This is a genomic window from Pseudomonas sp. Irchel 3H9 (assembly GCF_900187495.1).
In the GTDB taxonomy this organism is placed as follows: domain Bacteria; phylum Pseudomonadota; class Gammaproteobacteria; order Pseudomonadales; family Pseudomonadaceae; genus Aquipseudomonas; species Aquipseudomonas sivasensis.
This window is the reverse complement of record NZ_FYDK01000002.1, coordinates 128,891-153,405: the sequence shown is the minus strand read 5'-3', so window position 1 is coordinate 153,405 and position 24,515 is coordinate 128,891. Positions and strand designations below refer to the sequence as shown.

Annotated in this window: 24 protein-coding genes; 10 read left to right on the top strand and 14 right to left on the bottom strand. The window is 62.0% G+C overall.

Annotated elements, in window-relative coordinates; all coding sequences use genetic code 11:
• Nucleotides 1-4 precede the first annotated feature (4 nt).
• Both CKW32_RS06690 and CKW32_RS06685 read right to left on the bottom strand, forming a co-directional pair.
• Nucleotides 5-544, bottom strand: a complete 540-nt coding sequence (locus tag CKW32_RS06690; protein WP_095184401.1) for a cytochrome b — start codon at nucleotides 542-544, stop codon at nucleotides 5-7.
• A complete protein-coding gene (locus CKW32_RS06685; protein WP_095184400.1) occupies nucleotides 541-1,623 on the bottom strand; it encodes a catalase family peroxidase in 1,083 nt (360 codons plus the stop codon). Before CKW32_RS06685 ends, CKW32_RS06690 begins: the two co-directional genes overlap by 4 nt.
• Nucleotides 1,624-1,792: 169 nt before the next feature.
• On the opposite strand from CKW32_RS06685, the gene CKW32_RS06680 reads away from it, so the two are divergent.
• Together CKW32_RS06680 and CKW32_RS06675 are read left to right on the top strand one after the other, a co-directional pair.
• On the top strand, nucleotides 1,793-2,299 hold the full coding sequence (locus CKW32_RS06680) for a sigma-70 family RNA polymerase sigma factor (protein WP_095184399.1): 507 nt from the start codon (nucleotides 1,793-1,795) through the stop codon (nucleotides 2,297-2,299).
• Entirely contained in the window at nucleotides 2,296-3,033 is a 738-nt protein-coding gene (locus tag CKW32_RS06675; RefSeq protein WP_095184398.1) for an anti-sigma factor, read from the top strand. The genes CKW32_RS06680 and CKW32_RS06675 overlap by 4 nt, the downstream gene beginning before the upstream one ends.
• On the opposite strand, the gene CKW32_RS06670 is transcribed toward CKW32_RS06675, so the two are convergent.
• The 7 genes from CKW32_RS06670 to CKW32_RS06640 form a co-directional block, all read right to left on the bottom strand.
• On the bottom strand, nucleotides 3,030-4,007 hold the full coding sequence (locus CKW32_RS06670; RefSeq protein WP_371853987.1) for a spore coat protein U domain-containing protein: 978 nt from the start codon (nucleotides 4,005-4,007) through the stop codon (nucleotides 3,030-3,032). The genes CKW32_RS06675 and CKW32_RS06670 overlap by 4 nt on opposite strands.
• A complete protein-coding gene (locus CKW32_RS06665) occupies nucleotides 3,998-6,343 on the bottom strand; it encodes a fimbria/pilus outer membrane usher protein (RefSeq protein ID WP_095184397.1) in 2,346 nt (781 codons plus the stop codon). Before CKW32_RS06665 ends, CKW32_RS06670 begins: the two co-directional genes overlap by 10 nt.
• Before the next feature lie 71 nt (nucleotides 6,344-6,414).
• The gene (locus CKW32_RS06660; protein WP_095184396.1) at nucleotides 6,415-7,203 is read right to left on the bottom strand and encodes a molecular chaperone; all 789 of its coding nucleotides are present in this window, start codon (nucleotides 7,201-7,203) and stop codon (nucleotides 6,415-6,417) included.
• A 26-nt stretch (nucleotides 7,204-7,229) separates the two neighbouring features.
• Complete coding sequence (locus CKW32_RS06655; protein WP_095184395.1) at nucleotides 7,230-7,721, bottom strand: spore coat U domain-containing protein; 492 nt, start codon at nucleotides 7,719-7,721, stop codon at nucleotides 7,230-7,232.
• Complete coding sequence (locus CKW32_RS06650; protein ID WP_032889863.1) at nucleotides 7,721-8,263, bottom strand: spore coat protein U domain-containing protein; 543 nt, start codon at nucleotides 8,261-8,263, stop codon at nucleotides 7,721-7,723. The genes CKW32_RS06655 and CKW32_RS06650 overlap by 1 nt, the downstream gene beginning before the upstream one ends.
• Before the next feature lie 18 nt (nucleotides 8,264-8,281).
• Nucleotides 8,282-8,824, bottom strand: a complete 543-nt coding sequence (locus CKW32_RS06645) for a spore coat U domain-containing protein (protein ID WP_095184394.1) — start codon at nucleotides 8,822-8,824, stop codon at nucleotides 8,282-8,284.
• On the bottom strand, nucleotides 8,818-9,309 hold the full coding sequence (locus CKW32_RS06640) for a spore coat U domain-containing protein (protein WP_177326454.1): 492 nt from the start codon (nucleotides 9,307-9,309) through the stop codon (nucleotides 8,818-8,820). Before CKW32_RS06640 ends, CKW32_RS06645 begins: the two co-directional genes overlap by 7 nt.
• A gap of 223 nt (nucleotides 9,310-9,532) precedes the next feature.
• Between CKW32_RS06640 and zapE the strand changes: the two genes are divergently transcribed.
• Nucleotides 9,533-10,627: a cell division protein ZapE gene (zapE, locus tag CKW32_RS06635; protein WP_095184393.1), complete on the top strand. Its 1,095-nt coding sequence runs from the start codon at nucleotides 9,533-9,535 to the stop codon at nucleotides 10,625-10,627.
• Nucleotides 10,628-10,666: 39 nt separating this feature from the next.
• Complete coding sequence (locus CKW32_RS06630; RefSeq protein ID WP_095185004.1) at nucleotides 10,667-11,968, top strand: protein kinase; 1,302 nt, start codon at nucleotides 10,667-10,669, stop codon at nucleotides 11,966-11,968.
• Between the two features lie 96 nt (nucleotides 11,969-12,064).
• Here the strand turns inward: CKW32_RS06630 and CKW32_RS06625 are convergent, their stop codons facing one another.
• Together CKW32_RS06625 and CKW32_RS06620 are read right to left on the bottom strand one after the other, a co-directional pair.
• Complete coding sequence (locus tag CKW32_RS06625) at nucleotides 12,065-12,772, bottom strand: YebC/PmpR family DNA-binding transcriptional regulator (protein WP_032889871.1); 708 nt, start codon at nucleotides 12,770-12,772, stop codon at nucleotides 12,065-12,067.
• 108 nt (nucleotides 12,773-12,880) lie between these two features.
• Nucleotides 12,881-14,206: an MFS transporter gene (locus tag CKW32_RS06620; RefSeq protein ID WP_032889872.1), complete on the bottom strand. Its 1,326-nt coding sequence runs from the start codon at nucleotides 14,204-14,206 to the stop codon at nucleotides 12,881-12,883.
• Between the two features lie 258 nt (nucleotides 14,207-14,464).
• On the opposite strand from CKW32_RS06620, the gene CKW32_RS06615 reads away from it, so the two are divergent.
• A complete protein-coding gene (locus CKW32_RS06615; protein ID WP_095184392.1) occupies nucleotides 14,465-15,361 on the top strand; it encodes a LysR substrate-binding domain-containing protein in 897 nt (298 codons plus the stop codon).
• On the opposite strand, the gene CKW32_RS06610 is transcribed toward CKW32_RS06615, so the two are convergent.
• Nucleotides 15,331-16,191 carry a LysR substrate-binding domain-containing protein gene (locus tag CKW32_RS06610; protein WP_032889876.1) on the bottom strand — a complete coding sequence of 287 codons (861 nt, stop codon included), beginning with the start codon at nucleotides 16,189-16,191 and terminating at the stop codon, nucleotides 15,331-15,333. The two genes, CKW32_RS06615 and CKW32_RS06610, sit on opposite strands and share 31 nt — an antisense overlap.
• Before the next feature lie 113 nt (nucleotides 16,192-16,304).
• On the opposite strand from CKW32_RS06610, the gene CKW32_RS06605 reads away from it, so the two are divergent.
• The 3 genes from CKW32_RS06605 (at nucleotide 16,305) to CKW32_RS06595 (ending at nucleotide 18,943) form a co-directional block, all read left to right on the top strand.
• Complete coding sequence (locus tag CKW32_RS06605; RefSeq protein ID WP_095184391.1) at nucleotides 16,305-17,414, top strand: 2-aminoethylphosphonate--pyruvate transaminase; 1,110 nt, start codon at nucleotides 16,305-16,307, stop codon at nucleotides 17,412-17,414.
• A gap of 29 nt (nucleotides 17,415-17,443) precedes the next feature.
• On the top strand, nucleotides 17,444-18,271 hold the full coding sequence (gene phnX, locus CKW32_RS06600; protein ID WP_032889878.1) for a phosphonoacetaldehyde hydrolase: 828 nt from the start codon (nucleotides 17,444-17,446) through the stop codon (nucleotides 18,269-18,271).
• 114 nt (nucleotides 18,272-18,385) lie between these two features.
• Nucleotides 18,386-18,943: a cytochrome b gene (locus tag CKW32_RS06595; RefSeq protein ID WP_032889883.1), complete on the top strand. Its 558-nt coding sequence runs from the start codon at nucleotides 18,386-18,388 to the stop codon at nucleotides 18,941-18,943.
• Here CKW32_RS06595 and CKW32_RS06590 read toward each other — a convergent pair.
• Both CKW32_RS06590 and CKW32_RS06585 read right to left on the bottom strand, forming a co-directional pair.
• Nucleotides 18,933-19,823, bottom strand: coding sequence for a 1-aminocyclopropane-1-carboxylate deaminase/D-cysteine desulfhydrase (locus tag CKW32_RS06590; protein ID WP_095184390.1), 891 nt, complete (start codon nucleotides 19,821-19,823; stop codon nucleotides 18,933-18,935). The two genes, CKW32_RS06595 and CKW32_RS06590, sit on opposite strands and share 11 nt — an antisense overlap.
• A gap of 57 nt (nucleotides 19,824-19,880) precedes the next feature.
• On the bottom strand, nucleotides 19,881-21,920 hold the full coding sequence (locus tag CKW32_RS06585; protein ID WP_032889888.1) for an NADPH-dependent 2,4-dienoyl-CoA reductase: 2,040 nt from the start codon (nucleotides 21,918-21,920) through the stop codon (nucleotides 19,881-19,883).
• Between the two features lie 212 nt (nucleotides 21,921-22,132).
• Between CKW32_RS06585 and CKW32_RS06580 the strand changes: the two genes are divergently transcribed.
• Entirely contained in the window at nucleotides 22,133-23,263 is a 1,131-nt protein-coding gene (locus CKW32_RS06580) for a carbon-nitrogen hydrolase family protein (RefSeq protein WP_032889892.1), read from the top strand.
• Nucleotides 23,264-23,267: 4 nt separating this feature from the next.
• Nucleotides 23,268-24,302 (top strand): AraC family transcriptional regulator, encoded by a 1,035-nt coding sequence (locus CKW32_RS06575; RefSeq protein ID WP_032889894.1) that lies wholly within the window; start codon nucleotides 23,268-23,270, stop codon nucleotides 24,300-24,302.
• Nucleotides 24,303-24,515: the final 213 nt, after the last annotated feature.

Genomic DNA, 24,515 nt, shown 5'->3' with positions numbered 1-24,515 from the left:
GGCATCAGTCCCTGGTGCCGGTCATACTCTGCAACACCCCATCACGCCGAATCAGTCCATGGAACAACGCCGCCGCCAAGTGCAACAGCACCGTGAAAAACAGCAGGTAAGCCAGATACCCATGGGCCTTGCGCAGCAGCGCAAACAGCGGTGCGTTAGCCGCCACCAGCGCCGGCAACTGCACCGAACTGCTGAGCATTACCGGATCACCTGCCGCCGAGATCATCGCCCAACCCAGCAGCGGCAATATCAGCATCAACCCATACAGCACCAGATGGGATGCCTTGGCCGCCAGCACTTGCCACTGCGGTAAGTCAGACGGTAACGGCGGCTGACGGGTGGAAAAACGCACCACCAATCGCACGATCACCAACGCCAGGATCGCAATCCCCAGCGGCTTGTGCAGGTGGATCAACCACTCATGCCGCTCCGACACCGACGCCGCCAGCCCCGCGCCGATAAACAACATGGCGATGACCATCAGCGCCATCAACCAGTGCAGCAGACGTGCCAGGGGCGCAAAAAACCGAGGGTGGGCATTCATGGTTTCGACTCCTGAGGGGCACTGTGCAACGGGCCGACTTCACCGGCACGGCGCAGGTACGAACTGGCATACGCCGCCGAGCGGGCGGCCAGCAGCGGATCATTTGAGGCTTCGATGCCGCTGGGCAGAATCAGCGGGTCAAAGTTGATGTCGCGGCAATCACCGTAGGCCTGGGGTTGGCTGCTTTGCAGCACCAGGGTGCCGGCGTTCAACACTTTGTGCTCGCCGGTCCAGGTCTTGCTCGCATCGTCGAGTGGATCGCCGGGGTTGGCCAGCGTGATGTTCAACTGCCAACGCAATGGGCCTGACGCCAGGCGCTGCGCCAAGTCTTTCTCAAGGAAGTCAGCACCGCCCGGCGCAGTATCCCCCGCCGCGTCCTGGCTCTGCGGCACCACGCCCCAGCGCACGGCCTGGCGCTTGCCATCGGCGCTCACCAGGTAAAACGCGTTGATGCCGTTATAGGTTTCGGTGGCGTAACTGGCCGATGGCTTGGCGGTCTTGACCCACGCCAAAAACGGCGCCGTCTCGGGATGCGCGGCGAAAAACGCCGGCATATTCGCCGGGTTCGGCTTGCCTGTGGCCGGATCGGGCGCACCCGCTTTGAGCATCTGGTAGAACGCCTCGGGCGTGCCTACCGGGAACACCGGCATGCTGTTCATACCCGTGCGCCATTGCTGGCCGTTGGATTGGTTGAACTGCACGGCAAAGCTGCGGATCGGCACACTGCTGTCCGGTGCATATGGGTTACCACTGGGCAACGCAAACCGGCCGACCAGGGGCGTCTTGGCCTCGCTGAACACCAGGGCACTGGAGTACGCACGGGCTTCGGGGCTGCTCTCGAAATACCCGGCCACGCACACGCCCTTGGCATGGTTACGGCGAAAACCGGGGTGCACGCCGTTATTCGTTTCCAGGGCATTGACCAAGGTTTTCGGCCGCAGCCGCTGTGGGTCGAGCGTGCCGTTGACGTAGGCAAATGCCCCGGCAACGACAGCAACTATGGCCCCAATACCGGCGAGTCGCGCAATCAGGCTCGCAGTGCTCAACGCAGGACGGGGCGGTGATGAGTGATCTACCATGAACAAACTCCAGGGCCAGAGGCCTTAGGGGGTGAAACTTAAGGTCGGAGCATTGAGACGAATGCCGATCTGCTCTATTCCCTGGCCGTGGATTTATTTTTCCTAGCCTGGAATAACCCTTAACGCCGGACGTCTCTCTAGTCCCAGCGTAGTGACCAGCCAGACACCCATGCATGAACTCGACGAACAGTTACGTGAACTCATCCCCAGGCTGCGGCGTTTTGCCGTGTCCTTGACCCGTAACGCCAGCAGCGCCGATGACCTGGTGCAGTCCACCCTGGAACGGGCGATTACCCGCTGGGCCGACAAACGCGTTGAGGGCGATCTGCGCGCGTGGCTGTTTTCGATCCTCTATCGGCAGTTCCTCGACGCCCACCGCCGCACCCGGCGCTATGCACGCATGCTGCAGTTTTTTACTGGCCGCGATGACGCGCAGCCGTCGGTGGAGCGCACCGTGATCGCCCAGTCGACCCTGCAAGCCTTCGATCAACTCAACACCGAACAGCGCGCCCTGCTGTTATGGGTGTCGGTCGAAGGTCTGAGCTACAAGGACGTCGCCGACATCCTCGACGTGCCAGTCGGCACCGTGATGTCGCGCCTGTCCCGGGCACGCCAAGCCTTGCGTCAACTCAGCGATGGCGAAATTGCCAGCCCTTCCCTGCGGATACTCAAATGATCAGCCTGCCCCCCAGCGAACGCGACCTGCATGCCTACGTCGACCACCAGCTTCTGGAGAGTGATCGCCGTGTGCTCGACACCTATTTGGCGGCCCATCCCGACGTCGCGGCCCGGGTCCAGGCTTGGCAACAGGACGCGCAACTGCTGCGCGCGTCCTTGAGCGGCGCCCTGCAACAGCCGCCCAACCCGGCACTGGACCCGGCGCTGATTCGCCAACGCATCAAGCATCAATCGCGCCGCCACTTCGCCACGGCGGCGGTGTTGCTGATTGCCGTCAGCCTGGGCGGCCTCGGCGGCTGGCACGCCCGTGAAGCCACACAAGCACCGATGTTGCCGATGGCCGACGCGATGCAAGCGTTCCGCCTGTTTGCCCAGGAAGGCATCATGCCCGCCGACTACAACGGCCAGGACAGCGGCACCATGCAGGCGTGGCTCGACCGCTACTTCAACCAGGCCCACCGCCTGCCGGACTTGAGTCAGTCGGGCTTCAAGCCGGTCAGCGGTCGATTGCTCACCACCGACCAAGGCGCCGCCGCCATGGTGCTGTACGAAGATCCCCAGGGTCGGCGCATCAGTTTCTACATTCGCCCACCGGGCCCGGACAACGGTTTCCTGCCCCGCGGCCAGCGCACGGCGGATGGGTTACAAGCGCAGTACTGGTCCGGCGGCGGCTACAACTATGCGGTGGTCAGCCCGACGGATCAGCCGCCACCCTCCCTTCAGCCGTTCTAGAACCCCACGTCCAGTACCACATTGTCGAGATAGGTGCCGGCGGGTGGGGTGGTCTGGTCGCTGTAGATTTTTGCGTTGTAGTTGAACACCTGGCTGCCGGTGCCCAAGCCATTGCCGGGGTTGACCTCAGCCGTGGAACTGGCCCGCCGCGCTGCGCCAACACTGCCCCACCGCGTGGTGCCGGCGCTTTTGAAAATGTCGTAGGCCAGGTAATTGCTGCCTGAAATCATGCGCCGCCGCCCACCCGCACTCAGCGGATTCTGGCCGTCGCTCAGGCCCACGGTGTAGGCACTGCCCTTGGTGCAGGCGATGTTGATGGTTTGTCCGGTCACGGCAGTGAACCCACTGATCACCGGAGCACTGCCAAAGCTGATATTGGGCGCGGTGATCTGACAGTCGTTGGTGACGATCATGCTGACCGTCAGGGTCGCGACGGCATTACCAATGTCCCGTCCCAGGCAGACGCCGCCGATGCCGATCCCCGAGCAATAGTTCCAGTTCCAGGCAATGTTCAACGTCTCGGTATATAGCCCCGCTGCCACATTGCTGCCCGTGATACTGCTCAGGTACAGCGGCACGGTTTTCGTCCCTGGCCCTGCGATCAGCCCCAACGCCTGGGCAATCCCCCCGGATCCACCAAAATCGAATTGCGTGCCTCGGGTAATCGGATAGCTGCTGCTGTTGTTGCCGTAAAGGGTGTAACCGATCACGTCACCGGTCGGCCCGACCATGCCACTCTGGGCCGACGTAACGGTGGCGTAGAAGTGGTCCGACGACACCAACAGCGAAATCAGCGCCGACGTGCAACTCAAACCGGCGTTGGCCGTGGAACTGGTCTGCGCGGCAGTGCGCACCGTCATTGAACTGATCGAGCCGAAGCTGGCCGGCGCGGTGGTGACCACCGAGCACGCCGCAATCGCCGGGCCCGCCTGCAGCAGCCCGAGCAGCAACCATGCCCTGCCTCTCACTGGCACACCAACGGCCCGATCAGCGGCACGCCTTGTTGCTGCTCATCGATATCAAAGGTCGCCTGGCAGGTTCGCCCTTGTCCCAACGTCACCTGCAAGGTGTTGTGGGCCGACAGGTTCTCCAGGTACACCAGACCATCCCAGCCCACCACCGCCTGCTGGCCGCTTTGCTCATGGACCACCAAACTGCCCAGGGGTAATTCCTGATGCTGACTGTCCACCAGGGTAACGCTCGCAGCGAGCACTCGCCGCAGCGGGAACTCAAGCAGATAACCCGCGCCACGGCGCACCGAAACTCGTTGTTCCACGTTAGGGCTCTGCACATTGAGCGGCAGGTTCAGCGGATCGATTTCATACTTGCCCCGGTAATACGCACTGCTCCATGGCACCAGCAAATGCCCATTGCGATCGGTCTCTCCCACCAACTGGTTTTCGTAGCGCACCGGAATCCCGGCAAACCCCTGGGTACTCACCACCACAAATGCATCGTTGATGCGGTTGGCAGCAAAGGTGTCGCCGCCCATCCACACCAGAGAGCCACTGGCATCCGCCCAGCGCGTCTCGGCATCGCTGCTGCCGTACACGCCGGCCTGCAATTGCACCGACTGCAAACGCCAGGTCAAGTCAGCTTGTCGATAGCTGGGTGCATCGCCTTGGGCATACCCCAGGTTGTAGCCGAACCCACCTTGGCTGGGCACCGCACTGCTGTAGTTGACGCGCTGGCGACGGGTGCCGTCCTTTCCGCGCTCGGTGCTCAACGCCAGGCTGCCGTTGAGGTCGAACGGGATTACCAGTTGTGCCTGCATGGCCCAATTGCTATCGCCGATCTCGCGGTTGGCCGACAGGTAGAAACTGGTGTTGCGCCACAACGGCTTGCTCCAGCTCAGGTTGAGCAGCCGCGTGCGGGAATCGTCCGCTGCCTGCACGTCGAAATACCCAAGGCCCAGGCTGCCAAAACGCTGCAGATTGAGGCTCAGGGTCACCTGTTCGCTGCGCTTGCTGAGGCTGGCATAGGGCGTGTCGACCAGGGTCAGATCGGCGTAATCGGCGCGCCGTTCTACCCGTTGGTAGGACAGGCTGTAACGGGTGCTGTTGTACTGATAACCCAGGCTCAGTTGCTGGCCGTTGCGGCCTTCAAACTGGCTTTGACTGAGGGCAGTGTTGAGCACGCCAAAATTGCCCAGGCGCACATTGGCGCCCAGCCCGCCGAGGGTCAGATCGCTGGTGGCTTCGGCGTGGCTTTCCAGAGTGAGGTTGTCGGAGTAGCCATAACGCAACGTGGCACTGGTCACCCCTGATCCATAGGAGAAGTCGCGCACGGTGTAGTCGCGGCGCAACGTGCCGGCCGCCACCGAAAAATCCGTCAGGCCTTGTTGCAACAGCGTACTGGTGACGTAGAACGGCACCGTGGTCGACACTTGGCGACCCAGGGCGTCGGTGGTGACGACCACCGCTTCACCCGCGCCGTTGATAAAGGGGATATTGGTCAGGGTGTAGGGCCCCGGTTGCAGCAGCGCGCTTTCGGATTTGTAGCCGTTGATGAACAGATCCACCGACGACGGCACTGCCGCCTCGCCCGCAAATTGCGGCAAGGGATAAGTAACCAGATCGGGGCGCACCGCAAAATCGCGCGACAACTGCACCCCGCCCAAGCGTACCGAGCTGCTCCAGGGCAGCGAACCGCTGATCACGTCGCCGGCCTCGTAGGTGAGCAAGCGCTCATCATCCGAGAAACGCCAGGTGGTGTCGTAGCGCCGGTAACCATTATTGAGGGTGCTGTCGTTGATACCGCCGGCCAGGGTCTGGCGATACTGCCCGGTGTTGGACAAGGTGCCCCAGTTGTCGAACAGCCGCACTTCATTCCAAGCCGCGAGGTAGCTGCCGCCTTCATCGGTGTCGTTGAAATACAGGTCGTAGTTGAGCAAAGCGCCAAAGCTGCTCATGGCCTGGGTACGCGGGTAGGTGTCGCGGTTGCCAATGAACTGCTCCTGCAACCACGACGGCGGCACGTCGATCAGCAGGCGCTGGCCGTTGCTGTCGTAATCGCTGTGCAGGCCGGGGATTGCGTCCAGGGCCACGCTGCCGCTGAGTTCACCGGGCAATTTCATGCCCACGTCCTGCAGCGCACCGGCCGGCACATAGAGTTGCCCGGCACGTTGATCGACTGCAACGACGCGGCCGGTGTCCATCTGGTTGACCACCAACTCCAGAAATAACTGTGCATCGGCGACAGCCTCCATGCTGCTCGGCGGCGGTGGCAGGTCGCCAGCCACTGCCACGCCCCACAGCCCGCTGACCACCACCGACAGCCATAGATGACGAGCCCGACCACGACTCACCATGGCGTTGTGTCCTTCAATGGACATCTCCATCTGCTTAAAACCCGGAGCTTCCCCGCCCCGTTACACTGCCTTCAACGCTTCGGCGCCAGGCTCTCCAACTGCGCCGCACCATTGACGCGAACCTGCAACGGCTGATCAGCCGACACAGCATCCGGCACCGGCCAGCGCATCGTCGCGCCGGGCAGCACATAACCCAACAAGCCCTCCACCAGCGGCCGCGTCTGTCCGCTCTGCTTGAACGACGCGTCCGTCAATCGTGCATGCACAGCGCCCTGGTTACGCACCTCGATGTAATTGCGCCCCGCGACGGTGACCTTGTGCCAACTCAGGTCCGGTTTGCCCGCGCCCGCCGGGTCACGCTGACGCGTGGCGTCCTCCTTGCTCCACAGCCCCGCGCCGTAGGCGAATAACGGCACCGAGTAGCGCATCTGGAAACGAATCGCCGCCGCCGTATTCTTGCCTTCCGGCGGCGTAGGCACCTGCAATGGCGAGGGAATTTCATCAATGATGATGCGGTAGGCCAACTCCTGGCCGGGCGGCACTTCACGGGTGCGGGTCAGGCGTACCAGTTGCTTTTGACCTGGTTCGATCCTGGCCACCGGTGGGCTGCCGATCACATCGCGCTGGTTCTGGTACTGCTCGTCAAAGCCACTCTGGCTCCAGGCAAATACGCGAATCTGCAGGCTCGCGGTTTCCGTTCCGCGGTTCTCCAGCCACAGCGCGCTGGCCTGTTGATCAGCTTCCAGCACAGGGTCGATAGGCCAGATCAGCACCGAACTGGCGGCCTGCACCAGCCCCGTCGTACACAACGCCCCCAAGGCAATACCTGCGGCCCACAGCCGCCGGGAAGGTGAACGCATAAAACCACTCCTTTTACCGATAAGCCCTACCACGTCAGCTGCACCTGCAGCGTGTCGCTGTACGTCCCCCCAGGCTGATTGCCCGGTAAAACCACCCGCCCATAGATCGGCAGACTGATGTTGTTTGCGTCGCTGTACGCCACGCTGACGCTCTGGCTGATCCCCAGGCTCTGGCTGAACGCCGCGTCCCGAAACAGCTGATAAGCCACTCGCGCACTGCCGCTGTTGAGTTGCAGGTTGCGCCCGCTGCTGTTATGCAGGCCGCCGTCGACACTCATGCTTAACGCCACCCCCGGCGTGCATTGCAGGGTCACGCCGCCGGTCAGCGCCGCGGTCACGGCGCTGGTCGCCAGGGCCGAGTAACTGCCGTAGTTCAGCGCGCCGTAGTTGGCGCCGCCGCCGACGATCAGGCAGCCCGGCGTAATCGTCGCGCTCACCTGAAAACTCTGGCTGGTCACTGCCGCCAACGGCAGCGGCACCACCAGCCCACAGGCCAGCAATGCGCGAAGCCAGCGCATTAGAACGTCAGTTCAACGGCCACGGTGTCCGAGTACGTGCCCGCCGGCAGCCCGGCCTTGCCCACTGCCCGACCATAAAGGTTCACGGTTTGCGCCACACCGGTGCTGGTCGCGAGGGTGATCACGCCGTCAATCGCCAGCAGCGCCGAATGGCCGCTGTCGGTGTAGAAGTCGTAAGGCACGAAGTTACCCGCGCCGTCGGCCAGTGCACGTGTACCTCCCGGAGAAGCACCATCATGGGCACCGGCACGCACTTTCACTGCTGGCGTGGTGCCACTGGAGCACAGGATCGAGAGCGCGCCACCAGTGCCGGTACCGCCCAGCAGTTGGGCGTCAGCATTGGTAAACAGGCTGTTGGTGGTGCCGAAGTTCAAGCTACCGAAGTTGAGACCAGTAGCCGCTCCGGAACCGTTGACCTGGCAACTGGCAATCAGTGTCAGGCTGGAGGTGATCTGGCCGGTCACCGTGGTGGCCGCATTCAGGCTGGAGGCCATCGCCAGACCCAGTGCACAAACGCCGAGTCGAGATACAAGTGCATGCATGATCGTCATCCTTTTGATTTACCAATCCAGTGTCACCGTCAATGTGTCGGTATAGGTTCCTGCAGGGAGGGCCGTGGTATTGGCCACCACGGCGCCCCACACCGGGATGGTCATTTGCGTGCCATTAGCGGCTACAAAACTGCGTTGCTGGCCGATGGTGTAAGGGATACGCCCCCGCGGGTCGGCCATTAGTTGATAAGGGATAGTCTGGCGGCCGTTGCTCAGGCGCCGGGTGGTGCCGACGGCATTGGTGCCGCCGTCGATGGTCACGGTGAAGCTGGCGACCGTCGGGTTGCACGAGACTGTCAGCGGCGCGTTACTGCCGTCTGAGATGTTCGCCCCCAAGGGGTTGCTCCACGTAGGTCCCTGGCTGCCGAAGTCCAGCATGGCGGTGCCGCCCGTCGGGCTGACCGGCGCTGTGTCGTTGCCCTTGCTCACTTCGCAACTGGCGGTGATCACCATGCGCGCCTGGATAAACCCGCTGGCCACCGCCGCGCGGGCGTCTTCAGCCAGCAGCAACAGGCCACCCATGGCCAGCAGGGTCCAGCCACGGCTCACCATGTGACCGTTACCTTGAGCAGGTCGGTGTAACGGCCGACGGCCGGGATGTCCTTGAGCGGTTCGATACGACCATACAGCGGCAGATCGACGGAGCCAGAGTCCGGCACACGGCCGCTGAGCGGGACATTCACTGGCAACGGAACACGCCGCGCGGCGTCGGCATAAATGCGATAAGGAATGGGTTTGCCGGAGGGGATGCCCGTGCTCAGGTAACGCACTTCGCCGGTGCCACCGTTCAGGCCGCCGTCGACGCGCATCTGGTACGGGGTGTCGGGGTTACATTCCAGGCGCGGCTGGCGCTGGCTGATCAGCGCCGCACTCAACGGCCCGGCCGGGTCATCCAGACGCGGGCCGCTGCCAAAATCCAATACGCCAAGTTGCTCGATGCCAGCGCTGCGGGTGGTGCCCACCAACTGACAGCCCCGTTGCACATCGATGCGCACCACAACTTGCAGTTGCGCCGCGTAAACCGTGCTGCAGAGCATCGCGCCCATGACTGTCAATACTGCTCGTCCCTTCACTGCCCCAAATCCTTATACAGGGGTGACTTCCATGTAGAAGGGTAGTCACTGAGAAAAAATCTGCCAGTGTGGACAGGATTACCTGTGCTCCATGCCGTTTAGAGATAGCTGGCCGCGGCCTTCTGTATTGGTCAAATCGCTGCAAGCGACCTAAAGTAAGCGACCTCGACACACAGAGTGAATCCCATTGGCCGTGCTTCCTTTAATCCGTCGCTTGCTCGGTAAACACACCGACGGCCACGACGACTTGCCCATCCAGACGTTCTTTGAGAACAAGGCCCGGCAACAGGGCTATACCCTCAGCGCCGGCCAGGCCCAGGCAATCGCCGCCATGGCGCGCGCGACCCAGCACCTGCTCGCTGGCCAACCCACCCGCAGCCTGTACCTGCACGGCCCGGTAGGTCGCGGCAAAAGCTGGCTGCTGGACGGTTTCTTCCAGGCGCTGCCCCTCGCCGAAAAGCTGCGCGTGCACTTCCATGATTTTTTCGCCCAGTTGCACCGGGGCATGTTCGCCCACCAGAAGGCCGAGGATGCCCTGGCCGTCACCCTGGACGAACTGCTCGACGGCTGCCGTGTGCTGTGTTTCGACGAGTTCCACGTGCACGATATCGGCGATGCCATGCTGATTACCCGGCTGTTCAAGGCGTTGTTCCAGCGCGGCGTACTGGTACTGGTCACCTCCAACTATGCGCCCGAAGGCCTGTTACCCAACCCGCTGTACCACGAGCGGTTCAAACCGGTGATCGACTTGATCGCCACGCGCATGGAGGTGCTGGAAGTCAGCTCGCCCAAGGATTTTCGCAGCCTGCCCCAGGCTCATTCCGTGCAGCGCTTTACCACCGGGCAATACGTGTGGCCGGGCACTCCGACCCAGCGTGCGGCGCTCGGCCTGCCGGTCACCGATGGCCCGGCGCAGCACCTGACGGTGGGCAACCGACAATTGATCTGCCGCCAGCATCACGCTCGTACCATCGCGTTCACCTTCAGCGACCTCTGCGAACAGCTGACAGCCGTGATGGACTACCTGCTGCTGTGCGAGGATTTCGATCACTGGATCATCGACGGCCTGCCCCACTTGGCCGAGTGCCCGATCGCTGTGCAGCAGCGCTTTATCAACCTGGTGGACGTGCTCTACGACAAAGACAAGCACCTGATCCTGATCGGCGAACAACCGCTGGCACAGGCGATGAGCGGTCAGGCCATCGACTTGGCGCGCACCGCCAGCCGCCTGAATCAACTGCAACACGCCAGCCCGCAACCGGTGCCCGACCCGGTATCATGAGCGCCATTTACGCCCCCTTGCCGAGTGACCGCGCCGTTCATGAATACCCTCGCCCAACTCAAGGCTGGCCAATTGGCCGGCGTTACGCGCCTGGACCTGTCCTGCGGGCTCACCGAATTCCCAGAAGAAATCTTCGGGCTGGCCGACTCCCTGGAGATCCTCAACCTCAGCGGTAACGCCCTGAGCCGCCTGCCCGACGACCTGCACCGCCTGCCGCACCTTCGCGTGCTCTTCTGCTCGGACAACGCTTTTACTGAGCTGCCGGAATGCCTGGGGCAGTGCGCCAAGTTGAGCATGATCGGCTTCAAGGCCAACCAGATCAGCCACGTTCCCGCCGCCGCTTTACCGCCGCTGTTGCGCTGGCTGATCCTCACCGACAATCGCATCAGCCAGTTGCCTGACGCGTTGGGCGAGCGGCCGCTGCTGCAAAAACTGATGCTCGCCGGGAACCAGCTCGCGGCCCTGCCGGAAAGCCTGGCCAACTGTCACAACCTCGAATTGCTTCGCATCGCGTCCAACCGCTTTACCCATCTGCCGCAATGGCTGTTAGCCCTGCCAAGCCTGACCTGGTTGGCCTATGCCGGAAACCCGGTGGAAATGGCAGTGGATGTGGCGGCAGACGACGCAACGCCGGACATCCCGTGGGCAGAACTGGAATTGGCCGAAGTGCTGGGCGAAGGCGCCTCGGGGGTGATCCGCAAGGCCCTATGGAAACCGCAGGCCAAGCCGGTGGCAGTCAAACTCTATAAAGGCACGATCACCAGCGATGGCTCGCCGCTGCACGAAATGCAGGCCTGCATCGCCGCCGGGCTGCATCCCAATCTGATCAAGGTCCAGGGCCGTGTAGTCGGCCATCCCGATCACCAGGCCGCACTGGTGATGGACCTGATTGACCCCAGTTACCGCAACCTCGCCGCCCTGCCGAGCCTGGCTTCGTGCACCCGCGACATCTACGAACCGACTGCCCGTTTCAGTGCCAATGTGGCCTTGCGCATGGCCCAGGGCATCGCCTCGGTGGCCGCTCATTTGCACAGGCACGGCATCACCCATGGAGACCTGTACGGCCACAATATTCTGTGGAATGAAGTGGGCGATTGCCTGCTAGGGGATTTTGGCGCAGCGTCGTTCCATGCCACGACGGATACCTTGGAAACACGGGCGTTACAGCGACTTGAAGTGCGGGCGTTCGGGGTGTTGCTGGGGGAATTGTTGGAGCGGGTTGAAACGGGGTTGAGCGGTGAACTCTTGGAACTCCAAAAAATGTGCTGTCAGCCGGATGTGTTGGCACGACCGAGCTTCGAAGAAATCAACGCCTTGCTGGCATCTATCCAACACTCTTAAACCATGTGGGAGGGGGCTTGCTCCCGATTGCAGTGGGTCAGACCCACCGCTATCGGGAGCAAGCCCCCTCCCACAGTTGTACAGCTATAAATTCAATCAGCCCGCCAGGCCCACGAACATATCCTGCACGTCATCATGGTTGTCCAAACCTTCGAGGAAGGCTTCGACTTCAGCCATCTGCTCATCCGTCAAACCGCTGACCGGATTTTTCGAGATGTAGCCCAGCTTGGCCGATAGCACGGTGAAACCCTGCTCGGGCAACGCTTTCTGCACTGCGTCCAAGTCGGTGGTTTCGGTGATGAACAGGGTCGCGCCCTCTTCTTCGCCGTCTTCAAAGTCCTGTGCACCGGCTTCAATCGCAGCCATTTCCGGATCCGCATCCGGGGTATCCGGCGACGCTTCGATCAGGCCGACGTGGTTGAAGTCCCAGGCTACCGAACCCGAAGCACCCAACTGACCCTTGCGGAACGCCACGCGGATTTCCGCCACGGTGCGGTTGATGTTGTCGGTTACGCACTCAACGATCAGCGGCACCTGGTGCGGGGCGAAACCTTCGTAGGTCACGCGGTGGTATTGCACAGTTTCACCGAGCAGACCGGCGCCCTTCTTGATCGCGCGTTCCAGGGTTTCCTTGGGCATCGAGGCCTTCTTGGCCTGCTCCACCACCAGACGCAGGTGAGCGTTGGTCGCGGTGTCGGCGCCATTGCGGGCGGCGATGGTGATTTCTTTCACCAGCTTGCCAAAGATCTTGCCCTTGGCATTGGATGCCGCTTCTTTATGTTTGACTTTCCACTGTGCGCCCATGACTCACTCTCTTCTATACATCGCGCCGAAACGTCTACTGGCCGGCGCTTTGGGGGCAGAGTTTATAGGGCAAAAACGCTCTGATCCACCAAAAACCGGCCATCCCCCTCAGGTTCGCAAGGGTTTGATCGCAAGACCGCGGTCCGGCACGAAATCCCCGACCTGGGCCAGCACGGCCGGCCTGGCGTTCCAGTAGGGCATCAGCACCAGCGAGGAAAAGAGCGCGGCACCGGCAAACACGATAAACACCGTCACCGTATCGAAGTAGCCCGGCAGCAACCCGCCGAGGATCGCCCCCACCGAACCGCAACCGTTCACAAAGCCTGCGGCTGTCGCCCCCGCCTTGGCGGTGCCGAAGTCGATGGCGGCGGTGCTGCTGATCATTGAGTCCGGCCCGTAGAGGGTCAGGCCCATCACAAACAACAACGCCATCACCAGCAGCACGCTGCCGGTGTGCAGCGCGCCCATGAAGAGCGCCAAGGCCACGGTCAGGGCCAGCAGGCTGAGCACGCAGGCCGGCATGCGTCGGGCGCCGAAGAGTTTGTCGGAAGCCAGCCCGATCAGCACTGGCCCCAGCAAACCGGCCAGTTCGAACGCCGTCGGCACGATGGCCGCGCCGACCTTGCCGACCGAGGGCATTTGCTCATACACGATCACCGGGCCCCACAACAGGATCGCGTAGCGCGCCGGTTTCAACAGGAAATACGCCAGCCCCAGGGTCAAGACGGTGCGGTTACGCAAGATGGCCCGCAGCGGTTCCAGCACGCTGATGCGCTTCTCGGCGGCGGCCTCCTCGGCGCTCAACAGCGGCTCCGGTTCCACGGCCGGCAAGTCCACGTCCTGCGGCGTGTTGCGCTGGAAGAGAAAGAACAGCACCGCCACAAACGCTACCACCGCCGCACTGGAGATAAACGCCGCATGCCAGCTGCCGATCAGGGTGTAGGCCCACCACCCGGCAAAGGGCGACGCCACCAGGCCACCGAAGGCGTAGCACGAACTCCATAACCCCAGCACCCGCCCGCGCTGCTGCGCCGGGAAGAAACTGCCGAGGTTCTTGCACAGTCCAGACCAGCCGGTGGACTGCGCCAAGCCCTGGATCAGCATGCAACTTATAAAGATCGGCAAGGTGGCAAACGTGCCCATCACCAGCGCCGCAGCGGCAGAAATCAGTAACCCGCCGAGTACCACGACACGCGGCCCGAAGCGGTCGGCAAGCATGCCCCAGGTGAACTGCCCGACGGCGTAGGCCGCCAGGTAAATGCCATCCAGGTTGGCCATCATCATTTTGTCGAGGGGGAAACTCGGGTCGTCGACGATCCCCAGCTTGGCCACGGAAAACGCTTTGCGAGTGAAATAGAACGCGGCGTACGCCAGCCAGGTGATGGCGAAAATCTGCACGCGCCAACGCTTGATGCTACCCATAGGGATATTCATGGTGGTTCTGACCTCAGGTGAGTGTGCCGGCAGAATCGAGAAGCAAATGCCTGTTGTTTTTATGGTTAAGCACTGCAATGCCGAGCCGTAGATGGCGCGGTATTGGTCAGATGAGTCCGGTGTCCCAGAGCCCATGACCACCGGAGGTTGTAGGACTCAACCTACAGTGGTTGAGACATATCAAAGCAATGGCTGACTAATAGGTAAAATCGATTTATCGTATTTCAAATATAAGCTCAGCTTGTAAGAGGATTTGCGATGTCGGTGTCCCATGCCCAACTCAAAGCCTTTCATGCCGTGGCCGTACACGGCAGTTTCACCCAGGCCGCGGAACGGTTGTTCCTGACGCAACCGGCGATTTCCGACCAAGTGCGCAAACTCGAAGAGCGCTTCGGCGTGCTGTTATTTCATCGCAACAAGCGCTCAGTGCGCCTGACAGACCTGGGCGAACGCCTGCTGAGCATCACCCAGCGCCTGTTTGTGATCGAGGCCGAAGCCGAGGAACTGTTGCAGGACTCCCGCGCGTTGCTCACCGGCACCCTCACCCTCGCCGTGGATGCCCCCGTGCATGTGCTGCCGCAGATCGCGCGTTTTTGCCAGCTGTACCCGGGAATCAGCGTGAAGATCGAAACCGGCAACACCGACGAATCGCTGTTTCGCCTGTACAACTACCAGGCCGACCTGGCCTTGCTGGGCCGCGACGTCGACGATGAGCGCCTGCTGTCGCTGCCGTTGCCTGACGACCAATTGCTCGCCTTTGTCGCGCGCAACCACCCGTGGGCCGGACGCGAGTCCATCTGCTTGGCTGACCTGGACGACACGCCGCTGGTATTGCGTGAAATCGGCTCGGTCACCCGTCAGACCCTTGAACACGAAATGAGCCAGGCAGGCTTGCGCATTCGCCCGGCGATCCAGGTGGAAGGCCGTGAGGCCGCGCGTGAAGCGGTGGTGGTGGGCATCGGCGTGGGCGTGGTCTCGGCGGCGGAGTTCGGCGCCGACTCACGGGTGTGCGCCATGCCGATCCGCGATTGCAGCCAGCGCATGAAAGAAACCCTGGTATGCCTCAAGGAACAGAGTTCCCGCCGGGTGGTGGCGACGTTCCTGGAGATCGTGCGCGACAGCCTTCAGCTCGGCGCCAACTCGAAAAACGCCTGAATCAGGCGCAACGAACGGCGCCGCTCCATGCAACCGAGCGTATGCCGGTTGACCAGCCCATCGCCCTCAATCGCCACGGCCTGCACGCGCGGGTCGGGGCTGACTTCCATGGACGAGACCACGCCCACCCCCAACTCAGCAGCGACGGCTTCGGTCACCGCTTCGCGGCTGTCCAGTTCCAGCAGCACCTTGGGCTGCACATTCGCCGCCACACAGGCGTCATCGAAGGTGCGCCGGGTGATGGAACTGGGCTCGCGCAGCACCATGATCACGTCGTTGAGTTGCTCAAGGCGAATACCCTCGGGTTGCTGCGCCCACGGATGGCTGGCCGGCACCAATGCGCAAATCCTCGACTCGTTCAACGGTTGCAGGTGCAGGCCATTGCGCGGCTCCACTTCGGTGAGCACCGCCACATCCGCATGTTCGGATAACAGCGCGGCGAGGGTTTCCTGGGCATTGCCCAGGCGCAGGTTGACGGTAATCCCGGGGTAGCGCGCGCGCAGGCTGGCAATCATCGGCATCACCAAGTGCGGGCCGTCCGCCGCGACTTCCAGACGCCCGGTCAGCAGTTGGCGGTTGGCCTCCAGCATCGTCTGGGCTTCGTCCACCAGGCCGAAGATCGCCCGTGTGATCGCCGCCAGCCGTGCGCCCTCTTCAGTCAACTCAACCCGTCGGGCGGTGCGCCGTAGCAACGGGATCTGGTAGTACTCCTCCAGGGCCTTGATATGCCCGGTCACCGCCGGTTGGCTGATGAACAGCCGCGCGGCAGCACGGGTAAAACTGCCCTCGCGGGCCACGGCATCGAATGCGCGCAGTTGGAACAGGTTCATAGTCATCGGCCTCACTGATAGCTCGCATAACAACAAACAATTTGATTGATGACAAGCCAAACTGCAATTTAGGCGCCGTAGCTTCAACCCCCGATGCCTTGCGAGGACTTGAGATGACCACTGCCGCGCCGATCCTGCTGACCCCTGGCCCCCTGACCACATCCAACCGCACCCGTCAGGCCATGATGGTGGACTGGGGTTCATGGGATGACCGTTTCAACCAACTCACTGCCAGCGTCTGCGAGCAATTGCTGGCAATCCTCAATGGTGCTGACAGCCACCACTGTGTGCCCTTGCAAGGCAGCGGCACCTTTGCCGTCGAAGCGGCCATCGGCACCCTGGTCCCACGTAATGGCAAGGTGCTGGTCCTGATCAACGGCGCGTACGGCAAGCGCCTGGCGAAGATCTGTGAAGTGCTGGGCCGCGACTTCAGCACCTTTGAAACCGCTGAAGACGAACCCACCACCGCCGCCGATGTGGACCGTTTGCTCCAGGCCGACACGGGCATCACCCACGTCGCCTTGATCCACTGCGAAACCAGCACCGGCATTCTCAATCCGTTGCCGGAGATCGCCCAGGTCGTTAAGAACCACGGCAAGCGCCTGATCATCGACGCCATGAGTTCCTTCGGCGCCCTGCCAATTGATGCCCGCAATGTGCCGTTCGACGCACTGATCGCCGCCTCGGGCAAGTGCCTCGAAGGCGTGCCCGGCATGGGCTTCGTCTTTGCCGAGAAGCAGGCACTGGCCGCCGCCCAAGGCAACTGCCATTCCCTGGCGATGGACCTGTTCGACCAGCACACCTACATGGCGAAGACCGGCCAGTGGCGCTTCACCCCACCGACCCACGTGGTCGCCGCCCTGCACGAAGCGCTGCTGCAATACCAGGAGGAAGGTGGCCTGCCTGCACGCCATCGACGCTATGCCGACAACTGCCAGGCGCTTCTGGACGGCATGGCCAGCATTGGTTTGCGCAGTTTTCTGCCGACCGCAATCCAGGCTCCGATCATCGTCACCTTCCACGCCCCCAAAGACCCGCGCTACCAGTTCAAGGACTTCTACGAGCGGGTCAAGGCCAAGGGTTTCATCTTGTACCCCGGCAAATTGACCCAAGTGGAAACGTTCCGCGTCGGCTGCATCGGCCATGTCGACGCAACCGGCATGCAGGCGGCGGTCAAGGCAATCGCCGAGGTGCTGCAAGAAATGGAAGTGTTGGACATCTGATTCTCCCCATAACCCACAGGATCTGAACCATGAACTATCAAAACCCCAACACCCTCCAGGCCGTCATCCTCGATTGGGCCGGCACCGTCGTCGACTTCGGCTCCTTCGCGCCGACTCAGATTTTTGTCGAGGCCTTCGCCGAGTTCGACGTGCAAGTCTCCATCGAAGAAGCCCGTGGCCCGATGGGCATGGGCAAGTGGGACCATATCCGCACCCTTTGCGACCAACCGCAAGTCGCCGAGCGTTATCGCAAGGCGTTCGGCCGCACGCCCACCGACGACGACGTGACCGCCATCTACCAGCGCTTCATGCCGTTGCAGATCGAGAAGATCGCCGAACACTCGGCGCTGATCCCCGGCGCACTCGACACCATCGCTCAACTGCGTGAGCAAGGCATCAAGATTGGCTCCTGCTCCGGCTACCCTAAGCAGGTGATGGACAAGGTTGTCGCCCTGGCCGCCACCAATGGTTACGTCGCCGACCATGTGGTCGCCACCGATGAAGTGCCCAACGGCCGCCCATGGCCGGCCCAGGCCCTGGCCAATGTAATTGCCCTCGGAATTGATGATGTGGCGGCGTGCCTCAAGGTCGACGACACCGTGCCCGGCATACTCGAAGGTCGTCGCGCCGGAATGTGGACCGTGGCCCTGACCTGCTCCGGCAATGCCCTGGGGCTTACCTATGAACAGTTTCAAGCCCTCGATGCCGCCACCCTGGCCAGCGAACGCACGCGCATCGAGGCGATGTTCGAAGGCTCACGCCCGCATTACCTGATCGATACCATCACTGACCTGCCGGCGGTGATCGCCGATGTAAACCAGCGTCTGGCGCGCGGTGAAATGCCGCAAAGCCACTGACAAGCGTCAATACAAAGGCATTCGCGCCGGGCAAATCGTTCAAAACAGGCATAAAGTAAAAAGACTCCGTCGCCAAAGAGCGGAGGTTTACCCTGATGAATAAGGAACCGAGCGATGCCGTGGAAAAATTCCGATACGCGCTACAGCACCATGTCGATTGCGCTGCACTGGTTGATGGTGGTGCTGCTGGCGGTGGTCTACGCCTGCATAGAGTTACGCGGCCAGTTCCCCAAAGGCAGCGGCGCCCGCACCTTGATCGTCGAGATGCACTTCATGTTCGGCCTCACCGTGTTTGTATTGGTATGGCTGCGTCTGTTCGCGCGCAGCCTGGGGGTGGCGCCGAAGATCGTACCCGCCCCGCCGCAATGGCAAAGCCTGCTCGCCACCCTGATGCACGCCGCGCTGTACGCCTTGATGATCGGTATGCCGATTGCTGGTTGGCTGATCGTCAGTGCCGAGGGACATTCGGTGATGTTCTATGGCATGGAGTTGCCGCCGTTAATTGGCGAGAACAAGCCACTGGCCAAAGAGATTGAAAGCTGGCACGTGTTGTTCGGCCAAATCGGGTATTGGCTGATCGGCCTGCATGCCCTGGCGGGGATCTTTCATCATTATGTGATGCGCGATAACACAGCGTTGCGGATGATGCCGGGTAAGCGCGCTAGGCTGTAAGCCCTCGGCGGCCTTGCAGGCCGCCAGTGTGCACAAAGATCAGGCGAGTACCGGGCGCGATGTGCCCGGCCTCGATCTGCTGCTTCAACGCCAACAGGGCTTTGCCGGTGTACAGCGGTTCCAGCGGCACGCCGCAGGCCTGCTCCGTGGTTTCAATAAAGTCGAGCAACAGCGGGTCGACCTTGGCGAAGCCACCCCGGCAGGCATCCAGCAATGTATAGCCGCCTTGCACCAAGGCACTCACGTTTTGCGCCACACCATGATCGTCCGGCACGGCCATTGCGCCGAACACCGGATGGGCGCCCGCCTCTGCCAGGACTAAACCTGCCAGCGTGGTGCCGGTGCCTGCTGCCAGCCACCAGCCGTCGTAATCGGCCCAACCCAGGTTTCTCAGTTGTTCACGGGCCTGTTCGACCAACACCCCACACCCCACTGCGCCGGCCAATCCGCCGCCGCCTTCGGGCACGGAATACAGATGCGGATAAAGCGCGCGCCAAGGTTCCCAGAAACCCGGCTCATGGCGCGCACGATAGCCGCCATAACCGAGCCAATGCAGCTGCATGCCGAATGCTTTCAAATCCTGGACGGTAGCCGTGTCTTGCGCATGACCGCGCAACAGGCCGACAGTGGGAAAGCCAAAACGCGTGCCCGCCGCCGCCAGTGCGTGCAGATGGTTGGAATAGGCGCCGCCGAGGCTGATAACGCCGCTGGCGCCTGCCCGTTGCGCCTGGGCCAAGTGCTCGGTGAGCTTGAACCACTTGTTGCCACTGATCAGCGGGTCGATGCGGTCCAGGCGCAGCACGGCCAACTCGACGCCGTTGAGCCAATCCAGTGCTAACGGTTCAAGCGGAGCATGGGGAAGCCAATCGAAAGGACCCATCGGGCGGCATCTGAATAAAAAAAGGGGCGGTAGTCTAACACCGCCCCTTTCGTCGTCTTACAGCTGCGCGGCGAGGCGTGAGCCTTGGTTGATGGCGCGCTTGGCATCCAACTCAGCCGCCACATCGGCGCCGCCGATCAGGTGTACGTTCTGGCCCGCTGCGACAAGGCCGTCGTGCAATTCACGCAACGGATCCTGGCCGGCACAGATGACGATATTGTCCACCGCCAACAGCTGCGGCTCGCCCTCGGCGCCGATGCGGATATGCAGGCCGTCATCGTCGATTTTCAGGTACTCAACGCTGTTGAGCATCTGCACCTGCTTGTTCTTCAAGCCGGTACGGTGAATCCAGCCGGTGGTTTTGCCCAGACCGTCGCCGACCTTTGAAGCCTTGCGCTGCAACAGAAACACTTCACGGGCCGGTGGATGGGGTTGAGGCTTGATGCCGGCCACACCGCCACGGGCTTGCAACTGGGTGTCGATGCCCCATTCTTTCCAGAATGCTTCACGGTCCAAGCTGGTAGACACGCCCTGGTGCACGAGGAATTCCGACACGTCGAAACCAATACCGCCAGCGCCAATCACCGCGACGCGCTTGCCCACCGGCTTGCGTTCAAGGATTACGTCTAGGTAGCTCAGCACCTTGGCATTTTCCACGCCCGCAATCGCCGGTGTGCGAGGCGCGATGCCGGTGGCCAGGATGATCTCGTCGTAGCCGCCAGCCGCCAGCTGCGCGACATCCACTCGGGTGTTGAGGCACAGCTCGACGTGAGTGGTTTGCAACTTGCGCTTGAAGTAGCGCAGGGTTTCAAAGAACTCTTCCTTGCCGGGCACACGCTTGGCGATGTTGAACTGGCCGCCGATCTCGCTGGCCGAGTCGAACAGCGTCACGTGGTGACCGCGTTCAGCGGCTACGGTGGCAGCGGCCAGACCCGCAGGGCCGGCGCCGACCACAGCGATTTTTTTGATCTGCTTGACCGGCAGGTAATTCAGTTCGGTCTCGTAGCATGCACGGGGATTGACCAAACAGGTGGTCAGCTTGCCGCCAAAGGTGTGGTCCAGGCAGGCCTGGTTGCAGCCGATGCAGGTGTTGATTTCATCGGCACGCCCGGCGGCGGCCTTGTTGACGAACTCCGGGTCGGCGAGGAACGGTCGCGCCATCGAAACCATGTCCGCATCGCCTTCGGCGAGAATCTGCTCGGCAATTTCCGGTGTATTGATGCGGTTGGTGGTGATCAGCGGGATCTGCACCGCACCGCGCAACTTGGCAGTGACTTTACTGAACGCGCCGCGTGGCACCTTGGTGGCGATGGTCGGAATACGCGCTTCGTGCCAGCCGATGCCGGTGTTGATGATGGTCGCACCGGCCTGCTCGATGGCCTTGGCCAACTGCACGATTTCTTCCCAAGTGCTGCCGCCTTCCACGAGGTCGAGCATCGACAGGCGGAAGATGATGATGAAGTTCGGCCCCACCGCTTCGCGCACCCGCCGCACGATTTCCACGGCAAGGCGCATGCGATTTTCGTAGCTGCCGCCCCAACGGTCGGTGCGGTGGTTGGTGTGGGCGGCAAGGAACTGGTTAATGAAATAACCTTCGGAGCCCATGATTTCCACGCCGTCGTACTCGGCGACCTGGGCCAGCAGCGAACAGGTGACGAAATCCTGGATCTGCTTTTCGATGCCCTCTTCGTCCAATTCCTTGGGCTTGAACGGGTTGATCGGCGCTTGGATAGCGCTTGGTGCGACCTGCTTGGGGCTGTAGGCATAACGGCCGGCGTGGAGGATCTGCATGCAGATCTTGCCGCCCGCTTCATGCACGGCCTTGGTCACGATCTTGTGCTTTTGCGCTTCCTCGTCGGTAGTCAGCTTGGCCGCACCGGCGTACACCCCGCCTTCATCGTTGGGACCAATGCCACCGGTGACCATCAGGCCCACGCCGCCACGGGCGCGCTCGGCAAAATAAGCCGCCATGCGTTCGAAGCCACCGGGTTTTTCTTCGAGGCCGGTGTGCATCGAACCCATCAGAGTACGGTTGCGCAAGGTCGTAAAACCCAGGTCCAACGGGGCCAGCAGGTGCGGGTAGGCAGCAGCGGTCATGGTACAGCTCCACAACGGATCATCACGGGACGTGGAAGGCTCGAATGGCCTGCCATCGGTTTATGTCCCACAGACTAAGAGGCGATCCCCTACCGCTCAATGACCGAAACTCACAACTTATTGATCCAAACGCACAGCGCCCCTTGGCAAGCCGCCGCATGGGCCCTACCCTAGTCAGCGAACCCTGCACTTGGTCTGTTGTCTGTTCCCCCATGCGTAAACTTCTAGCTTTTACCGTCACCCTGGCCCTGGTTGCCGCCGTCGCCGCGTATCTGGTCTGGACCCAGGAGCGCCCCGTGGCGCATTACCTGTCGGACCTGCGCAGCACCCTCGCCGTCAACGAAGGCCAACCCGCCGATCGAGGTAACCTGCTGGGCATCCAGCCGGAGTTATTCCCCGCCGACTACCAGAGCCTGGAACGCCTGCACCTGAAGCTTGCGGCGTACCTGCAAAACGCACGGGACCAGGGCCTGATCAACGAAAAGACCATTGTGGTACTGCCTGAACACATCGGCACTTGGCTGATGCTCACCGGCGAAAAAAACGAGGTGTACCAAGCGCTGCATGTGAAGGACGCGATGCACTGGCTGTCGCTGAGCAATCCCTTGCAATTCCTGCGTGCCTGGATCAGCGCCACGGGCGATGACCGCACCAACGACGCCTACCTGCGCATGAAAGCCCCGGCCATGGCGCGTGACTATCAAGTGCTGTTCGGCGGCCTGGCCAAGGAATTCGGGGTCACGGTGGTCGCTGGCTCCATTGCCCTGCCCAACCCAAGTGTGAGCCAAGGGCAACTCCAGGTCGGCCATGGCGCGCTGTTTAACGCCAGCGTGGTATTTGCGGCAGACGGCTTGCCCGTCGGCAATCTGCAACGCCAGCTCTACCCGATCTACGATGAGCGCGGTTTTATCGAGCCTGGAGACGAAAATATCGTCAGCGTGGTCGACACCCCGGCCGGCCGCCTTGGCGTGCTGGTGGGCAGTGACAGCTGGTACCCGGACAACTACCGCAAGCTCAACGAACAGGGCGCGCAACTGATTGCAGTGCCGGCCTTTGTGCTTGGCCGCGAGACCTGGGATCGACCATGGCGCGGTTTTAAAAGTGTCTCCACTCCACAGGAAATCAGCCTCAAGCCCGAAGAGCTCAGTGAGGGCGAAGCGTGGCGCCGCTTGACCTTGATCAGCCAACAACCGATCAGCCAGGCCAGCGCCGGCATGAGCGTATTTCTGCGCGGGCAGTTCTGGGATTTGGGCACTGCCGGGCAGAGTTTCCTGAGTCACAACGGGCAGATCAACGCCGACAGCGACGCCCGTGGCGCGCGCCTGCTGAATATCTGGCTGTAACGCGGTGAAGCCGGTACGCCTCGGGGATTTGTCGGTGGGCTTCGTGCACACCCTGGCCGACGCGATCCACAGCCACGGCCTGGACCCGCAACCGCTCTTGCTGCAATACGGCCTGGACCCGGCGCGCCTCGCCGAAGCTGGCGCGCGCTTGTCGATCCCGCGCTATATGCGCCTGGGCCATGCGGCCATTCAGCTGACCGGCGACCCCGGCCTGGGCTTGCGCATGGGGCAACTCAGCCGCTTGAGCCAAGCGGGACTGGCTGGTGTCACCGCCGCACAGGCGCCTAACGTACGCGAAGCCGCTCGCACCCTGACGCGCTTTGAGCCGCTGTATGGTGCCAACTATCGCGGGCAATCGAGTTTTCATGAGGATGCCGAAGGCGCCTGGCTGCGTTTCTATTCCATCAGCCCCTACAACGCCTACAACCGTTTTGTGGTGGACTCGATCATTTCCAGCTGGTTGCATCAGCTCGCCAACCTGGCTCAACAACCGTTGCTGGCGCAACGAATCGACATCGAGTTCGATGCCCCCGAGTACAGCGAGCAGTACAGCTTATTGGGCGCCAACCAGGTCCACTTCGGTGCCGAGGCCAACCAGTTGCGCCTGAGCCAATCCACCCTGGCAATGCGTAACCCGCAGCATTGCCCAAGTACCTGGCAGCTCTTGCTGCAATTGTGTGAAAGGGAGTTGGAGCAGTTGACCCGCACCCGCAGCTTGCGCGAGCGCATTACCCGGTTGCTCGGGCCGATGCTCAATGGCGGCCGGGAACCCGACCTGGAAGAAGTGGCGGCACGCTTGAAGCTACCGACCTGGACATTGCGCCGTAAACTGGCCGAAGAAGGCACTCAATTCCGCGCGATTCTCAACGATACCCGCCGCGACCTGGCCATGACCTACATTCGCGATACGGAACTGGCGTTCGGCGAGATCGCCTACTTGCTCGGCTTTGCCTCAGCCCAAGCCTTTCAACGGGCATTCAAGCGATGGAACAACCAGACCCCAGGGGAATTTCGCCGCAGTCAGCGGCATTCCGCCTGAAGTCGGTCTTACAGCTCGGTGGCGTCGTCGGCCGGATCCAGCGGATCGAATTCAAAGGCCTGGTACTCCAGCAGTTCTTCCTGGTAATCGTCCATCATGGACTCCTTCTTGACGTTAAAAGTGGCTGCAGATAAATGACCTGCATCACCAGCCTAAAGTGCCGTCATGACGAAAAAATGTCTGCGCCATGACGTTCCTGCACTTCAAGATTAA

Coding starts and splice junctions, on each gene's coding strand:
- CKW32_RS06690 (WP_095184401.1), bottom strand. CDS start 544: ATGAATGCCCACCCTCGGTTTTTTGCGCCCCTGGCACGTCTGCTGCAC.
- CKW32_RS06685 (WP_095184400.1), bottom strand. CDS start 1,623: ATGGTAGATCACTCATCACCGCCCCGTCCTGCGTTGAGCACTGCGAGC.
- CKW32_RS06680 (WP_095184399.1), top strand. CDS start 1,793: ATGCATGAACTCGACGAACAGTTACGTGAACTCATCCCCAGGCTGCGG.
- CKW32_RS06675 (WP_095184398.1), top strand. CDS start 2,296: ATGATCAGCCTGCCCCCCAGCGAACGCGACCTGCATGCCTACGTCGAC.
- CKW32_RS06665 (WP_095184397.1), bottom strand. CDS start 6,343: ATGGTGAGTCGTGGTCGGGCTCGTCATCTATGGCTGTCGGTGGTGGTC.
- CKW32_RS06660 (WP_095184396.1), bottom strand. CDS start 7,203: ATGCGTTCACCTTCCCGGCGGCTGTGGGCCGCAGGTATTGCCTTGGGG.
- CKW32_RS06655 (WP_095184395.1), bottom strand. CDS start 7,721: ATGCGCTGGCTTCGCGCATTGCTGGCCTGTGGGCTGGTGGTGCCGCTG.
- CKW32_RS06650 (WP_032889863.1), bottom strand. CDS start 8,263: ATGCATGCACTTGTATCTCGACTCGGCGTTTGTGCACTGGGTCTGGCG.
- CKW32_RS06645 (WP_095184394.1), bottom strand. CDS start 8,824: ATGGTGAGCCGTGGCTGGACCCTGCTGGCCATGGGTGGCCTGTTGCTG.
- CKW32_RS06640 (WP_177326454.1), bottom strand. CDS start 9,309: ATGCTCTGCAGCACGGTTTACGCGGCGCAACTGCAAGTTGTGGTGCGC.
- CKW32_RS06630 (WP_095185004.1), top strand. CDS start 10,667: ATGAATACCCTCGCCCAACTCAAGGCTGGCCAATTGGCCGGCGTTACG.
- CKW32_RS06625 (WP_032889871.1), bottom strand. CDS start 12,772: ATGGGCGCACAGTGGAAAGTCAAACATAAAGAAGCGGCATCCAATGCC.
- CKW32_RS06620 (WP_032889872.1), bottom strand. CDS start 14,206: ATGAATATCCCTATGGGTAGCATCAAGCGTTGGCGCGTGCAGATTTTC.
- CKW32_RS06615 (WP_095184392.1), top strand. CDS start 14,465: ATGTCGGTGTCCCATGCCCAACTCAAAGCCTTTCATGCCGTGGCCGTA.
- CKW32_RS06610 (WP_032889876.1), bottom strand. CDS start 16,191: ATGAACCTGTTCCAACTGCGCGCATTCGATGCCGTGGCCCGCGAGGGC.
- CKW32_RS06605 (WP_095184391.1), top strand. CDS start 16,305: ATGACCACTGCCGCGCCGATCCTGCTGACCCCTGGCCCCCTGACCACA.
- phnX (WP_032889878.1), top strand. CDS start 17,444: ATGAACTATCAAAACCCCAACACCCTCCAGGCCGTCATCCTCGATTGG.
- CKW32_RS06595 (WP_032889883.1), top strand. CDS start 18,386: ATGCCGTGGAAAAATTCCGATACGCGCTACAGCACCATGTCGATTGCG.
- CKW32_RS06590 (WP_095184390.1), bottom strand. CDS start 19,823: ATGGGTCCTTTCGATTGGCTTCCCCATGCTCCGCTTGAACCGTTAGCA.
- CKW32_RS06585 (WP_032889888.1), bottom strand. CDS start 21,920: ATGACCGCTGCTGCCTACCCGCACCTGCTGGCCCCGTTGGACCTGGGT.
- CKW32_RS06580 (WP_032889892.1), top strand. CDS start 22,133: ATGCGTAAACTTCTAGCTTTTACCGTCACCCTGGCCCTGGTTGCCGCC.